Source organism: Companilactobacillus metriopterae, assembly GCF_002762335.1.
GTDB lineage: Bacteria > Bacillota > Bacilli > Lactobacillales > Lactobacillaceae > Companilactobacillus > Companilactobacillus metriopterae.
The window spans coordinates 717,425-732,563 of record NZ_CP024610.1; the positions used below are offsets into that span (position 1 = coordinate 717,425).

Below are 15,139 nucleotides of genomic sequence, written 5' to 3' on the forward strand. Positions count from 1 at the left end.
TGTGAAAACAAAATATTATTACCTTACGATTTCTATACTTTCTTTTATAGGAATATTCAAAGCAACATATATTGGTAATTTGGATTTTAGATATACAAATTTGTACTATTATACAGATTTAAGTAATTTACTTGTTTTATTTTTTTATTTATACAGTTTTTGGAAATTAAACAGTGGTGATATCCATAGTTATTCTTTAAATTATTCAAATATCAAGTTTTCTATGACAACTTTTATAACATTGACGGGAATTGTTTATTGGTTATTATTGGCGCCAGATACTCTAAAAACAGAAGGTATTTCTTCGATTCTTACATTAGACAATTTATTACTACATTTAATTATTCCAATAATGGTATTGTTTGATTGGTTTTTATCTAGAGAAAAAATTCAATATAATAAAAAAACAATTTACATACCTATTCTTATAACATTTATTTATCTTATTTTAACGGAAATACGTGTTTTTTATGGAATAAGAATATCCAAGGAACTATTATATCCTTACTTCTTTTTAGATCCTTCTATGAATACTGTATTGACAATATTAGTTTATATTTTGGTTATTGCTATTTTGTTATTACTGATTGGATATCTTCTTTTAAGAACAACATCTAAAAAAATAAAAGAACAGTAATTTATTTACGTTGTTAAAATTTATTAATTATTAGAGGAAAAATTATTATGAATAAAACTAGAGTAGAAGCATTTTCAGATGCAGTCCTAGCCATCATTCTCACTATAATGGTTTTAGAAATAAAAATACCAGATTCAACTCATCTTGGTGCAATGTTAGAAGAATTACCTTATATTATTTCATATGGAGTAGGATGGTTATTTATTGGTGTAGCTTGGTACAACCATCATTATATGTTTTCTAAGACTAAGGTCGTTACCAAGCAAATATTTTGGGCAAATAATTTTTGGATGTTTACTACATCTTTTGTTCCAGTTGCAACCGCATGGATAGGAAAAAGTATTAACTCTAGAGGACCACAAATATTTTATTCCATTATTTATACTTTGTGGACTGTGGCGTATATTGTTCTATCATATTCAATTTTAAATGCAAACAAAAAGGCCGGTCATTTGGAAGTTGCAGATAGTATAAGAAATATGCCTATCTTTTCATTGATGACAAGTTGGAAAATAATATTATTACAAATTATTGTATGGTTATTAATTATAATATATTTACCAGCTTTACAAATAGTAATGGTTGCTGTACTTGTTCTATTTTACGGTGGAAAAACTAATTCTGATAGTGACAAACTATATAAATAAAAGTACACCTACTCGTTAGGTGTATTTTTTGTTTTACTTAATAAATTAATGATAAATCAATTTTATAATGAATTGGTATCTTCCAAATATTTTATTCTACATATCGTTAATTTGAATACTATAAGAGTTTTATTATGAAATAAAAAATGGGTACACGACTAGTAAAAAAGTCATGTACCTTTTTGAATACGATGAAGAAAGATTGAGGGTTACTTATGAAATCTAATGAAACAACATATACAGGAATTGGCTTTTTTGGATTATTAACTTTGATATTTGTTATTGCGAAGATAACGGGATTCATTACATGGAGTTGGTGGTTGGTTTTCTTACCAGTTATTCATACCTTTATTGTTAGCTTTGCTTATTTTAGGCGTAGGCGGTCTTGCTGGAACAAATGTTAATAAATTACCTTATGATTGTTAGATCAATGGGGATTAAAATAGCAAGAAGGTGAATCAATAAATCATTACAACAATAGGGTATTGGAAAGTTCAATTTGGAATAGTAAAGATATTTCTCTGTATGATTTAACAACTTCTGGTGCAGAAGAATTAAATAGCCAAACAGATTTATCACCAGATACTTATTATTACACATACTCTGGTCAGACTACTAAGGCTGATGCACTAGGATTTCAGGCGCCAGTTTTAAGTACAACTCCTGTTTTAAGATTAACAGCACAATATATTGGTCACGCTGGAAATTCTCAATGGTGGGCTAATGATGGAGCGGTTCCAGTGATCTCAGGTGAGTATCCATTAAATCAAGCACATGTTAAAGATAGTCATACTGTGGATCAACCTGGAATCTGGCAATACAATGAACCTATACAAGGATGGGATATACTGATTTCACATTATTAGATCCATTCCAAGATAAGAGTATTGAGAATCAATTTTTGAATATGTATTTGGGAATTGTAAATAGAGATAGAGCATTATAGTTATAAAAAGATCCTCTACCTTAAATGGTAGGGGGCTTTTTTTGTTTAAATCTTAGTTTATTTGTTATAATTGAGGTATAGAAAAAGACCACCGAAGTGGTCTCTTCCTATTTACAACCTAGAAATTACCTAGGTAATGCAATATTCCAAAGATACCAATTAAGATATCGATGATTGCAAATGCAAGTTCGAACAAAGCAAGATACTTCTAAAGAATTATCTTTTGATTGCTGACTACAAGCATATTGCCGTCTAAAAGCCTATTCTGTCGTTTTCCTTTCATGCCAGATAAGGCTTTTTTTTGATCCAAAATTAATTTAGCCCTTACTCAAATCGAGTAGGGGCTTTTTTATTTGTGAATTTTTTTTGTTTTTAAAAATATGGTAAAATATCGATGTGCTATTCAGATTAATGTTATTTTAATTGACTAAAAATATTACGTGAGTATAACAAAGGTATAAGAGTGGCAGTATCCTCAAGAGGACTGTTGCGAAAGAAGTACTCTATCATAGGAGGTTTTTTTTGTCTCATAAAAAAGAATTTAAAACAATAGACGATCAAATAGACTTATTGCACAGTAGAAATTTAGATTTAGGTGATATAGAAAAAACACGTAGATATTTAATAACAAATAATTACTACAATATTATAAATGGATATAGTAAATATTTTTACTAGATGGTGAAAAAGACGAATATATAGAAGGAACAACATTTGAGGAAGTATTTAGATTATATAATTTTGATAAACAAATTAAGCAAGCACTGATGAATTCCATTTTGGATGCTGAACATCACTTAAAATCAATTTTTGCCTACAGATTTGCAGAAGAATATAAAGGCAAACATTATGCGTATTTAGATATTAATTCTTATTCAGATAAAGAAGTCTTAAATGTTGGATTTTTAATATCAAAACTATCCAAAATTATTAATAAAAACAAAAACTATCCCAATAATAGTATTTACTATTATGAAAAAAAATATAAAGATGTTCCTATATGGGTATTGGTTGATTATTTAGAGTTTGGGGACTTAGTTCATCTTATAAAATGTCTTCCTGAATCATTACAAAACAAAATTTCTAAAGACTTAACAAGTTTTATCCTTGATAAAGATAATAAAAATAAATTTTCACCTAAAATTATGATTTCATTTATGGAAAATATCAGAGAAGTTAGAAATATTTGTGCTCACAATAATAGATTACTAGATTTTAAATGTCGTGCAGATACAAAATACTTTAAGGATCTTCATGAAAAAAATGACATTAATCAAAATCAAAAAAGAACAAGAACGTATTCCACTTTTATAAATTTACAGTGTTTTTTAAGCAAAACAGAATATACAATATTAAATAATACATTGCGAAAGAGATTTAAATATTTATCTAATAAAGTAACTTCTATAGAAATGAATGAAATAACAAAATTATTGGGATTTCCTGATGATTGGTACAAAAAAGAAGCAATGTCTCAAAATTAAAATACCTCTACCTTAATTGGTAGGGGATTTTTTATTGTGAAAATAAATAATTTATAAGTTCTATCTATTACAATCACTCAGGTTATGAATTATATAAATTTATATTATTGACAATTTATAAATATTATTACGTTTATATCCAAAATCGATACGTTTATATTTATTTTATTTGTGAAGTATAATTCAATGTTAATCTGTAAATGTGATAAACATCACGGAATGAATATACATGGGGGATGGATTGTAAATGCTGGATTACAATAATCTAAAAAAAGTTTTAACTATCTAATAGATGTATTAGGCATTATTTTTTTGATAGTACTACTGATCTCTATTTTTGTACCTTCTTTTTTTGAAATGGTTAAAAATGAAAGATATTTTTTATTACTATTTTCAATTTTGATATTCATAGCTCGTTTCTATATAAACGTTAAAAAGTAATAGTGACATTATTATTTAAAATTAAAAGATGTTAACAGATAAGGAAATTCAATCATTATCATCAGTTGGATACTATAAGTTAAAGGAATTTGCTGAACCACTTTCAACAATAAATTGGGCCGGTTCTTATTTACCTGGAACCGGTCTTAAATGTGGGGGTATAAATAATGAAGTATTTATCTGATTGCTTTCTGATTTTAGCATTTTTTTGGATAGGAGTAGAATCATATTCACACACTTTTAATAAAGTTGTATTTTTTTCAGTATTAGTAATATTATTATTATTGTTTTTAATTACTAATCCTAACTCTTCTTTTATTAAAAAAATAAAATAACCTCTACCTTAATTGGTAGGGGCTTTTTATTTTGCATAAAAAAAGAGATAGACACTGCAATGTCTATCTCGAACGAAATTTGAATATATAAACAATTTTATTCGGTTTAGACACAAACTCAATAATTAAATGGTCGTGTCTTACCTATACTTACTATTATAAAATGCTAATGTTTATTAGTCAAACCAGGTTTCTGTTATACTTTGTAAGTAAGCGATTTTAAACAGCCTGGAGGTTCACAAAAGGTTCACAAAATCGAACTAAACGTTATTAAATGAACAAACATAGGTTTTATAATATAAAATATTGTGAGGTATTTAAGATGGATTTATTTGAAAGCTTAAAGAACAAGATAGATGGAAAAAATCTAACAATAGTATTTCCAGAAGGTACTGAAAAAAGAATTCTGGGAGCAGCAAGCCGTTTGAAAAAAGATGGTATTCTTGAACCAATTCTTATTGGTAATCAATCAGAAGTTTCTAAAGTAGCCACATCAGAAAATTTTGATATTTCTGGAATAGAAATTATTGATCCAGAAAATTATGATGATTTTGATAATATGGTTGATTCTTTTGTAGAACGCCGTAAGGATAAGAATACAAAAGAACAAGCACTTGAAATGTTGAAAGATAATAATTACTTTGGAACAATGCTTGTTTATATGGGAAAAGCTGACGGAATGGTTTCTGGTGCAGTACATTCTACAGGAGATACTGTTCGTCCTGCTTTACAAATAATTAAGACTGCACCTGGTTCATCTAGAATAAGTGGATCATTTATTGTTCAAAAGGACGATGAAAGATATCTATTTGCTGATTGTGCTATCAATATTAATCCAAATGCTCAGGAATTAGCAGAAATTGCTATTCAATCTGCCAAGGAAGCTGAATTGTTCGATATTGAACCAAAAGTTGCAATGCTTAGCTTTTCAACAAAAGGTAGTGCCAAGAGTGAAGAAGTTGAAAAAGTCGCAGAGGCAACAAAAATTGCTCAAGAATTAGATTCTACTGTTCCTCTAGATGGTGAATTACAATTTGATGCCGCATTTGTAAAATCAGTAGGTGAACAAAAAGCTCCTGGTTCTGAGGTGGCAGGTCACGCTAATGTCTTTATTTTCCCAGATTTACAATCAGGAAATATTGGTTATAAAATTGCTCAGCGTTTAGGTGGATATGAAGCTATCGGACCTATTTTACAAGGTTTAAATAAACCAGTTTCTGATTTATCACGTGGATGTAATGAAGAAGATGTTTATAAATCAGCCATTTTAACTGCATCACAAGCATTATAAAGGGAAATGACATGGAAAAAATTACTATTCAAACCTCATCTTATGATGAGACTGAAAATCTTGGTAAGCAATTTGCTTCAGATTTAATACCCGGGGATGTTATTTTATTAAATGGTGATTTAGGTGTTGGTAAAACAACATTTACTAGAGGTATTGCCTCAGGACTAGGAATTACTAAAAATGTAAAAAGTCCAACTTTCACCTTAATAAGAGAATATAAAGATGGACGTATACCTTTGTATCATATGGATATGTATCGTCTAGAGGATAGTATGGATGAAGATTTGGGCTTCTCAGAGTATTTTGATGGAGATGGTGTATCCATTGTTGAATGGCCACAATTTATCAAAGACGAGTTACCTAAGGATCATATATCTATAAGTATCAGAAGAAGTCCTGAATCAGAAGATGGACGCATAATTGAAATTATTTTACGAGGCGACAAATACCAAGCACGGTCATTCGGAGGCATAAAATGACGGAACAACTTACATTAAGAGAAGCTATTCCAGATGATGCTGCTAATCTAATAGCATTTTTGAAAAAGGTTGCAGATGAATCAGAATTTATAGAATTTGAATCTAGTTTGAGATTTTTGACGGTTGAAGAAGAAAAGATTGAACTGGATAGAATCTATAACTCAACACAAGATAATATCTTTTTAGCAATTTTTGAAGGTGATATCGTTGGATTTGCTCGTGTAGCTCATGCAGACGATAAAAGTTCAGAATTTGGAGTGGTAGTAACCGAAGAGTTTAGTGGGAATAATATTGCCTCTTATTTAACAGAGGACGCAATCAACTGGTCTACTGATTCCAAAGATATCAATGAACTAACTATAGAAGTGTATAGAGATAATTCTGTAGCTATTCATATTTATGAAAAATATGGTTTTAGTGTCGAATCTGAAACAGAAGAAACAATATTCATGAAAAGATTAGTGAAGTAAATTGATTTTATAACAAATTAGGGAGGATCTACTAATTGCTAACTATATAATATTTTTAATAGAAATAGTTGCTGCTATTCTATGGGTATTTTTTGGAGCAACATCGTGGGTTACAGGCACTATCGGAATTATAGTTATAATATGTATTTCTCAGTTTTTGCATTATATTTTTAAATAATTCTAAATTTTGTATCTAATTTCAATAATAGAGTCGCTACCAAATTTGGGTAGGGACTTTTTAATTTATATATATTTATATAAAATTTCTGTCAATACCAAAAATTCTTAAGCTTGAGTAAGGATATATTTTATATATAAATATATAAAAAAAGGTCATGATATTATCACCTTAACAAAGAAGGAGATGATATCATGATTGCAAATATACTTACTTGTTTATCTTTAATATCAACTAATTTTACTGTGTATAATACAAACGCACCAATAAAAATAGAAAATGATAGTCCGCTTATTTTAACTAGTTTACCCAACTCAAAAGATAGATATTATAAGGATATGTATCCTAATATACTTAAATTTAATTCTGACATGAGTGACAATTCTGAAGGTAACAATGTAATTAATCTTAATAGTTCAAAGAATTTTTCATCTAAATATGATGATATATGGATTAGGGATGTAGCTCCTGTAGTAACAAATAAATTAGTCAAATTTAGATATTCACCAAAATACCTAAGTAAAAATTATAGTCGCAAATTAGACAGAGATTTTACTTCATGGTTAAAGACTAATAAGTTTAAATTTACTGAGAGTAAACTTATTTTGGATGGTGGAAATTTCGTTTATAACGGTAAAGATACAGCGATAATTACTAATCGAGTTTTTGATGATAATAAAAACTATTCTAAGAAAGATGTAATTTCGACATTGAAGAATGATTTAGGTTTGAAAAAGATTGTTATTGTAACACCTGAATATGGTGATGTACTTGCTCATACTGATGGCATGCTGTGCTTTATCAAACCTAATACATTGTTAATTAGCGATTTTGAGAACTATAAACAAGTTGAAAAAGAAATTAGTCAGCAATTACCAAATATTAAATTCATAAAGTTATCTAGTGGTTATACTTCAAAGGGTCAGTATGATAGCAAGATACCTTCGGCACGAGGAGTTTATACAAATATATTAGAAACAGATAGTGCAATATATGTTCCACAATATTCATTGAAAAAAGATAAAGAAATAATTGAAACACTTCGTAAGAATACTGATAAAAAAATTATTCCAGTAGATGTATCAAAAATTTCTACCATGGGTGGTTCTGTCCATTGTCTAACGTGGTATTGTCCAAACAAATTTTTACCACATTAAATAAAAAAGTCTCTACTAAATTTTAGTAGAGACTTTTTATTATTTAGTAAACTGAACCATTTTTTTAATTTGTTCAGTTCCAAAATCTTGTTCAGTTCTTAATAAGATATTTGCACACGCTATACTATCTGCTAGCGCGTTATGATGGTCGACTAGTTCAATATTCAAATTTCTAGAAACAGTATCTAATTTATGATTTAGTAATTCTGGATAAAATTTCCGACTAGTTTTTACAGTGTCAATTGTCAAATAACGAGGAGTAATAATTCCGTAGTTGCTTAATGTTTTGTTTAAAACACTATTATCAAAGCTGGCATTATGTGCGGCTACCAAATGATTGATATCAAATAGTGGTGAAATATGGCCCCAAATTTTATCAAATGTTGGAGCATCTTGAACATCCTGAGGAGTAATGTGATGGATTGCTATATTTCTTTGATCAAATTGCATTTGAGGATTTATCAAAGAGTAAAATGAGTCTACTATTTTGCTGTCCCTTACTAATACTAGAGCAATTGAACACGCACTTTCACGTTTACTATTTGCAGTTTCAAAATCTAAAGTTACAAAGTTCATAAGCTACCTCTTTTGAATCTAATTATTATTAGTCGAATTATAACATCTTTTAAGCATTATTACTCTGGGGATATATCAAAATATGATAAAATTACAAGGACACGTTTAATAATAAGGACGGTTTTAAAATTGAAGTTTCCAATTGAAAAGTTACCTAATATCGAATTTAAAATAAATGAACCTATGAGTAAGTATACTTTTACGAAAACGGGTGGGAATGCTGATGTTCTAGCTTTTCCTAAATCACGTGATGAACTAGTATCTATTATAAATACTGCCAGAGATTATGATATCAAAATTACTATTGTTGGAAATGCCAGTAACCTGATTATTAAAGATGGTGGTATTAGAGGAATTGTTATAATTTTACCTAATTTCAAACAAATCTCAGTTGATGGTAATGTTGTCTTTGCAGAAGCAGGTGCAACAATTATTGATACTACAATCGTTGCACAACAGTATGGGCTAACTGGCCTTGAGTTTGCTGCTGGAATACCTGGTAGTGTCGGTGGCGCTGTTTTCATGAATGCTGGTGCCTATGGTGGAGAACTAACAGACGCATTTTTGAGTGCTGAAGTTTTGATGCCTGATGGTCAGATATTGAATTTCAATCATGATGATATGAAGTTTGCATATCGTCACAGTACGATACAAGAAAATGGCGGTATCGTTATAAGTGCCAAATTTCAACTGGCAAAGGGTGACAAGGAAGAAATCCAAAAAGAAATGGATCACCTTAATGCCTTAAGAAGATCTAAACAACCACTAGAATATCCTTCTTGTGGAAGTGTATTCAAACGCCCAGAAGGTCATTTCACAGGTCCATTGATAATAGAAGCTGGTCTTCAAGGTAAAATAATTGGTGGGGCACAGGTTTCGATGAAACATGCTGGCTTTATTGTGAATATAGATGGAGCTACAGCTACTGACTACATGGATTTGATTCATTTAATTCAAATGGAAATTAAACAAAAATTTGATATTGAACTTCAAACAGAAGTCCGAATTATTGGTGAAGATAAAAAATAAAAGAATAGATGAGGTATTTTTATGCACATACTTGAGTCTGTTATATTGATTGTTGCTTTATTGCTTATTGCTAATATCATTAGTAACTATTTTATTTCGATACCACCAAGTTTAATTCAAATTGGTGCAGGAATTTTAGCTGCTTTGTTCATGAAGGTTAAAATTCAAGTTAATACAGAATGGTTTATGTTAGCATTTATTGCTCCCATTTTGTTTAACGATGGGAATAGATTTCCTAAAAAAGAATTGTGGAATTTAAGAGGTCCCATTTTAGGAAATGCAATTTTATTAGTTTTTCTATCAACAATAGTTGGTGGAATTTTAGTTAAAATATTGATTCCAGGTCTACCTTTAGCGGCAGCTTTCACTTTAGTTGCCGTATTGTCACCAACTGATCCTGTTGCCGTACAGTCAATCGCTCAGAAAACTAAGCTACCGGATTCATTGATGCATTTGATTAGTGGAGAGAGTTTAATCAATGATGCATCAGGATTGATTGCTTTTAAATATGGTGTAGCAGCCACAGTTACAGGAGCTTTTTCTCTAAGAGATGCTTCACTTGATTTCTTAGCAATTTCATTTGGTGGTGCTCTCGTAGGTGCAGTAATGATTTGGCTGTTTAATGGTTTAAGATTATGGATGGTTAATCAGGGTATTGACGATACAATTTTGCATGTAATTCTAGTTTTACTGATACCATTTGTGATTTATTATGTTGCGGATGAAGTATTTGGTGTATCGGGAGTTGTGGCAGTTGTTGTCGCAGGAATCTTAAATATAAATACAAGATCACCTAGAAGTCCCTTTAGTCCAGAGATTAGGTTAATGAGTGCAAGATCGTGGGATATGTTAGTTTACTTATTGAACGGTTTTGTTTTTGTCTTATTAGGTGTTGAAGTACCATTTGCTATGCGTGAATTAGTAGCAAATGATCAAATGAATACTTTTAGAGCTATTTTCTTAGCATTTGTCATTTGGATTATTTTAGTAGTCATTAGATTTATATGGAGTTTCGTTTATACATTGACTTTTGGCCGCAAAAGAAACAAAGATTACTCTGTTTCAGAACGATTCTTTTATAGTTTGTTGTCAGGAATTTCTGGAGTTAGAGGATCTGTAACTATGGTAGGTATACTATCACTACCTTTTGTTACCAATAATGGTTCAGAATTTCCAGCTAGAACACTCTTGTTATTCTTAGCTAGTGGGGTAATAATCTTTAGTTTATTAGGAGCCACAATATTAATACCATTACTAACAAACAGAAATATTCATATTACATATCGTGGTAATTTTGAAGATCAAGATATCCAAGAGTTAGAAAATTCTGATGATGACAGCAGTTTGATGGATAGTTTTGAAGCACAGAAATTTGTTTACGAGAAGACAATTGAACAACTGAGAGCTGAAAGTGGGGATGATTCAAATGTTGTTTATTCTGCCGTTATAGCTGAATATTTACACAATTTGCAACATCTTCAATACTCAGTCAGTTCTGAAAAAATTATTGATGGACCTATTAGTAAGAAACAAGTTCATACTAAAAAAGGTATAAATTTATGGAAAACCTGTTTTAATTCTGAACTAGAAGCAGCTCAACAGCTCCTTGAAGAAGGAAAAATTAGTGAAGAATCTTATAATTTATCAGTCAGACGAATTGGTAGATACAAAAGAGAATTGGTAAGAGGACATAGAAATAAGTCACTAGATTTTATTAACTCTTACGTAAAAAACACGGTAAAAGGTTTTGCAAAATTAATCAGATGGTCAATTATTAAGAAAAAAGCTGTTATGACAGCTAATAGAGAAGATTTCAAACTGATAGCAATTGCTGGATCACAGAATGCTATTGTTAAGTTAAACGAAATAGAAGAGACTAATCAGTTTGAAGGTTCTGAGCATTTAGTTGAAAACTTTAAAAAGCATTACGAAAATAGAATTGATTCATTTGAAGGTAGGATTGAACGTCCTTCCGATGACTTTATTCAAGAAAAATCGGCAATCGATTTAAAAGCATTAAGTTATCAACGTGCATTTCTGCAAGATTTGTTAGAAGCTGGTAAAATTAATCGCTCAATTGCTAATGATTTAAGACAAAACATTAATTATAGTGAAGAATTGATAAATCTCGATCATTAGGCTAGTTAATACCGTATAACTAAGACTAATTTTTGTTATAATATTAGTTATAAATAAAGAGGTAAGATAATGAGTAATTTAATACCAAATAATATCTTTACATGGCAGAATTTAGCAAATCTTGTTGATATTTTGGTCGTATGGTATTTTTTGTACAAAGTTTTGAATATTATGAGAGGTACCAAGGCGGTTCAATTACTTAAGGGAATAATAATAATATTTGTTATTCGTTTGGTAAGTTGGGCGCTAAATTTACACACAGTTTCCTATATCATGGATCAGCTTTTAAACTGGGGAATTGTTATTATTGTAATTATTTTCCAACCTGAAATTAGAAGAGGGTTGGAACATTTGGGACGTCTACCATTCTTCAGTACTAATAGCAACGAAGAAGGTAAAAGCCAAAATCTTTTAATCGAAAGTTTGGATCAAGCTATCCAGTACATGAGTAAGAGACGTATTGGTGCTTTGATTTCCCTAGAGATGAGTACAGGTCTTGAAGAGTACGTAGAGACAGGTATTTCACTAGATTCGGAAATTACCGGAGCGCTACTAATTAATATATTTATTCCTAATACGCCATTGCATGATGGTGCGGTTATTATTCAAAATAATCGAATATCTGCTGCTGCGGCTTACTTGCCACTTTCGGAAAGTAATACTATTCCTAAAGAATTAGGAACTAGACACCGTGCGGCTGTTGGTATTAGTGAAGTTACTGATGCTATAACCATTGTTGTTTCTGAAGAGACTGGTGGGGTCATGATTACTAGAAATGGTCACATGATGTTGGACTTGTCACGTGATGAGTATCTAAATTACTTACGAGCTCAATTGGTACCTTCTGATGAAAGAAGCAATTCCATATTTGGTTCACTATTCCGTAGAAAGAATAGGGGCGCATAATTATGATGAGAAATATTCTTAATAGTAAGTACTTTTATTTAGTAGTATCACTATTCTGTGCAATTTATTTATTTTTAAATGTTAGTACACCGGGAATGGGATCTACAAGAGATTCCAATCAGGCTAACACTTCTAATGTAAATACTTCGGCTACTATGAAGATGCCTTTGCAAGTTCAAGCTGATAAGGGAAAATATATAACTGGTTATCCAGGTAAAGTTTCAGTTAATATAGAAGGCTCTTCTGCCTTAGTGACAAGTACAAAGAATACACAAAATTATCGGGTCTACATTAATTTAACAGGTTTATCAAATGGTAGACACAAAGTTAAAATTCAGGAAAAAGGTTTAAATCGTGAATTAACATGTTCATTTAAACCAAGTTATGTAACAGTCAATATTCAGACAAGTTCTGTGGCTGAGTTACCTGTTGAAGTAGAATATAACAAAGATGCCTTGGCTGATGGTTATGAGGTAGGTAAAATCAAGGTTTCTCCAGATACAGCCAAAGTTACTGGAGCAAAATCGGAAATTAAAAAAATTGATAGAATAGTTGCTAAACCTCTATTACCTGGTGGTATTAAAAATACATTTGACCAAGAAGTATTGTTGCAGGCCTTGGATAAAGAAGGACATACACTAAATGTTGTTCTAGAACCTCAAACTGCTAAAGTAACTATTCCTATATCTCTTCCAAGTAAAGAAGTTACTGTTAATTTAAAAGCAACGGGAGATAACGCAGGTAATGTAACTCTTAGTTCAAAAACTAAGAAAGTTACGGTCTACGGTTCTTCCAAACAAATAGCAGCAATATCTAGTTCTATAGATATTCCGGTTGATGTATCAGATGTTTCTGGTGATATGAGAAAAACTGTTAATATTATTAATACTCTAGGTGGTAAAATAGTTGATTCAGACCCAGAACAAATATCTGTTGATATAAAATACACTAGCAATTCAACAACCACTGATAGTAACAATACAAATTCGACAACAGATTCAAATAATGAAGATGACTAATTTTTGGGGGTACATAAATAATGACTAAATATTTCGGAACTGACGGTGTTAGGGGTATTGCAAATAAAGAACTGACACCAGAGTTGGCATTTCAACTTGGTAGAGCAGGTGGTTTTGTCCTAACAAAACATTTTGAAGAATCAAATGAAAAAGATCAAAATCCACGCGTACTAGTCGCACGAGATACAAGAATTTCAGGTCAAATGTTACAGTCAAGTTTGATTTCTGGACTACTTTCAGTAGGAATAGAGGTGCTTGATTTAAATGTTGTAACTACACCTGCTGTAGCTTATTTAGTTAAAGCCGTTTCAGCACAAGCTGGAATTATGATTTCTGCATCACATAATCCTGCTGCTGACAATGGTATTAAGTTCTTTGGTTCAGATGGATACAAACTGCCTGATGAAGTAGAAGACGAAATCGAAGTTCTTCTTGATGCTCCAGAGGATCTATTACCAAGACCATCTGCAGAAGGTTTAGGAATAAGCTCAGATTATCCAGAAGGATCTCAAAAGTATTTACAATTTTTAAAGCAAACACTTTCAGATGACCTTGAAGGAATGAATGTCATTATTGATACCGCTAATGGATCAACAAGCAAACTAGCAAGTAGTTTATTCGCTGATTTGAATGCTGATTTTGAAATCATGGCTTCACATCCTGACGGAATTAATATTAATCGTCAAGTAGGATCAACACATCCTGAAGGACTAGCACAAAGAGTCAAAGATTCTAACGACGCCATGGCAGGTATCGCTTTTGATGGTGATGGCGATAGATGTATCGCTGTTGATGAAAATGGTGAAATTGTCGATGGAGATAGAATTATGTTTATCTTAGGACAATTTTTACATGATGAAGGTCGTCTAAAGAAGGATACAATTGTAACTACTGTAATGAGTAATCTAGGCCTATATAAAGCAATTGAAGAACATGGTATGCAAGATGTTCAAACTGCTGTAGGTGATCGTCATGTCGTAGAAGAAATACGTAAAAATGATTACAATCTTGGTGGAGAACAATCAGGTCATATTGTCCTTTATGATTATCTAAATACTGGTGATGGAATGTTAACAGCTATCCATCTGCTTTATATCATGAAACGAACAGGAAAGACTTTGTCTGAATTAGCAGGTCAAGTAACTATTTATCCACAAAAATTGGTTAATGTTCCTGTTGCTGATAAAGAATCTTGGAAAGAACATCCAGCAGTTATGGATGTTATTCAAGATGTGGAATCAGAAATGGCTGGAGACGGACGTGTATTGGTTCGTCCTAGTGGAACAGAATCATTGCTACGCGTTATGTGCGAGGCTCCAACAGAAGAAAAAGTTAACGCATATACAGATAAAATTGTAAAAGTTGTTGAATCAGAAATGAATTAAAAGACCGAAAGGTCTTTTTT

The 15,139-nt window shown here is 31.0% G+C and carries 14 protein-coding genes; 13 read left to right on the top strand and 1 reads right to left on the bottom strand.

What is annotated here, in order from left to right; genetic code table 11:
- Position 1: 1 nt before the first annotated feature.
- The 8 genes from CS873_RS03500 to CS873_RS03535 all read left to right on the top strand — a co-directional run bounded on the left by CS873_RS03500 (position 2) and on the right by CS873_RS03535 (position 8,065).
- Positions 2 to 637, top strand: a complete 636-nt coding sequence (locus CS873_RS03500; RefSeq protein WP_099974490.1) for a Pr6Pr family membrane protein — start codon at positions 2 to 4, stop codon at positions 635 to 637.
- A gap of 47 nt (positions 638 to 684) precedes the next feature.
- Complete coding sequence (locus CS873_RS03505; RefSeq protein ID WP_099974491.1) at positions 685 to 1,284, top strand: TMEM175 family protein; 600 nt, start codon at positions 685 to 687, stop codon at positions 1,282 to 1,284.
- 461 nt (positions 1,285 to 1,745) lie between these two features.
- Positions 1,746 to 2,150, top strand: coding sequence for a lipase-like domain-containing protein (locus tag CS873_RS03510; RefSeq protein ID WP_425435973.1), 405 nt, complete (start codon positions 1,746 to 1,748; stop codon positions 2,148 to 2,150).
- Positions 2,151 to 2,928: 778 nt separating this feature from the next.
- On the top strand, positions 2,929 to 3,714 hold the full coding sequence (locus tag CS873_RS03515; RefSeq protein WP_342743849.1) for an Abi family protein: 786 nt from the start codon (positions 2,929 to 2,931) through the stop codon (positions 3,712 to 3,714).
- Positions 3,715 to 4,812: 1,098 nt separating this feature from the next.
- Positions 4,813 to 5,781 carry a phosphate acetyltransferase gene (gene pta / locus CS873_RS03520; RefSeq protein ID WP_099974493.1) on the top strand — a complete coding sequence of 323 codons (969 nt, stop codon included), beginning with the start codon at positions 4,813 to 4,815 and terminating at the stop codon, positions 5,779 to 5,781.
- An 11-nt stretch (positions 5,782 to 5,792) separates the two neighbouring features.
- Positions 5,793 to 6,260, top strand: a complete 468-nt coding sequence (tsaE, locus tag CS873_RS03525; RefSeq protein WP_099974494.1) for a tRNA (adenosine(37)-N6)-threonylcarbamoyltransferase complex ATPase subunit type 1 TsaE — start codon at positions 5,793 to 5,795, stop codon at positions 6,258 to 6,260.
- Entirely contained in the window at positions 6,257 to 6,730 is a 474-nt protein-coding gene (locus CS873_RS03530) for a GNAT family N-acetyltransferase (protein WP_099974495.1), read from the top strand. Before tsaE ends, CS873_RS03530 begins: the two co-directional genes overlap by 4 nt.
- 372 nt (positions 6,731 to 7,102) lie before the next feature.
- Positions 7,103 to 8,065: an agmatine deiminase family protein gene (locus CS873_RS03535; protein WP_099974496.1), complete on the top strand. Its 963-nt coding sequence runs from the start codon at positions 7,103 to 7,105 to the stop codon at positions 8,063 to 8,065.
- 39 nt (positions 8,066 to 8,104) lie between these two features.
- Here the strand turns inward: CS873_RS03535 and CS873_RS03540 are convergent, their stop codons facing one another.
- Entirely contained in the window at positions 8,105 to 8,641 is a 537-nt protein-coding gene (locus CS873_RS03540) for a 3'-5' exonuclease (protein WP_099974497.1), read from the bottom strand.
- A 129-nt stretch (positions 8,642 to 8,770) separates the two neighbouring features.
- Between CS873_RS03540 and murB the strand changes: the two genes are divergently transcribed.
- The 5 genes from murB to glmM all read left to right on the top strand — a co-directional run bounded on the left by murB (position 8,771) and on the right by glmM (position 15,119).
- Positions 8,771 to 9,670 (top strand): UDP-N-acetylmuramate dehydrogenase, encoded by a 900-nt coding sequence (murB, locus tag CS873_RS03545; RefSeq protein ID WP_099974498.1) that lies wholly within the window; start codon positions 8,771 to 8,773, stop codon positions 9,668 to 9,670.
- Between the two features lie 21 nt (positions 9,671 to 9,691).
- Positions 9,692 to 11,809, top strand: a complete 2,118-nt coding sequence (locus CS873_RS03550) for a cation:proton antiporter (RefSeq protein ID WP_099974499.1) — start codon at positions 9,692 to 9,694, stop codon at positions 11,807 to 11,809.
- A 69-nt stretch (positions 11,810 to 11,878) separates the two neighbouring features.
- Positions 11,879 to 12,715 carry a diadenylate cyclase CdaA gene (cdaA, locus tag CS873_RS03555; protein WP_099974500.1) on the top strand — a complete coding sequence of 279 codons (837 nt, stop codon included), beginning with the start codon at positions 11,879 to 11,881 and terminating at the stop codon, positions 12,713 to 12,715.
- Positions 12,716 to 12,717: 2 nt separating this feature from the next.
- Positions 12,718 to 13,734, top strand: coding sequence for a CdaR family protein (locus CS873_RS03560; RefSeq protein ID WP_099974501.1), 1,017 nt, complete (start codon positions 12,718 to 12,720; stop codon positions 13,732 to 13,734).
- Positions 13,735 to 13,754: 20 nt separating this feature from the next.
- Entirely contained in the window at positions 13,755 to 15,119 is a 1,365-nt protein-coding gene (glmM, locus tag CS873_RS03565; protein ID WP_099974502.1) for a phosphoglucosamine mutase, read from the top strand.
- Positions 15,120 to 15,139 lie beyond the last annotated feature (20 nt).

Bases quoted from the DNA above. Each gene is read 5' to 3' on its own strand.
- CS873_RS03560 (WP_099974501.1), top strand. From the start codon at position 12,718: ATGATGAGAAATATTCTTAATAGTAAGTACTTTTATTTAGTAGTATCA.
- glmM (WP_099974502.1), top strand. From the start codon at position 13,755: ATGACTAAATATTTCGGAACTGACGGTGTTAGGGGTATTGCAAATAAA.
- CS873_RS03550 (WP_099974499.1), top strand. From the start codon at position 9,692: ATGCACATACTTGAGTCTGTTATATTGATTGTTGCTTTATTGCTTATT.
- tsaE (WP_099974494.1), top strand. From the start codon at position 5,793: ATGGAAAAAATTACTATTCAAACCTCATCTTATGATGAGACTGAAAAT.
- CS873_RS03505 (WP_099974491.1), top strand. From the start codon at position 685: ATGAATAAAACTAGAGTAGAAGCATTTTCAGATGCAGTCCTAGCCATC.
- CS873_RS03530 (WP_099974495.1), top strand. From the start codon at position 6,257: ATGACGGAACAACTTACATTAAGAGAAGCTATTCCAGATGATGCTGCT.
- pta (WP_099974493.1), top strand. From the start codon at position 4,813: ATGGATTTATTTGAAAGCTTAAAGAACAAGATAGATGGAAAAAATCTA.
- cdaA (WP_099974500.1), top strand. From the start codon at position 11,879: ATGAGTAATTTAATACCAAATAATATCTTTACATGGCAGAATTTAGCA.
- CS873_RS03540 (WP_099974497.1), bottom strand. From the start codon at position 8,641: ATGAACTTTGTAACTTTAGATTTTGAAACTGCAAATAGTAAACGTGAA.
- CS873_RS03535 (WP_099974496.1), top strand. From the start codon at position 7,103: ATGATTGCAAATATACTTACTTGTTTATCTTTAATATCAACTAATTTT.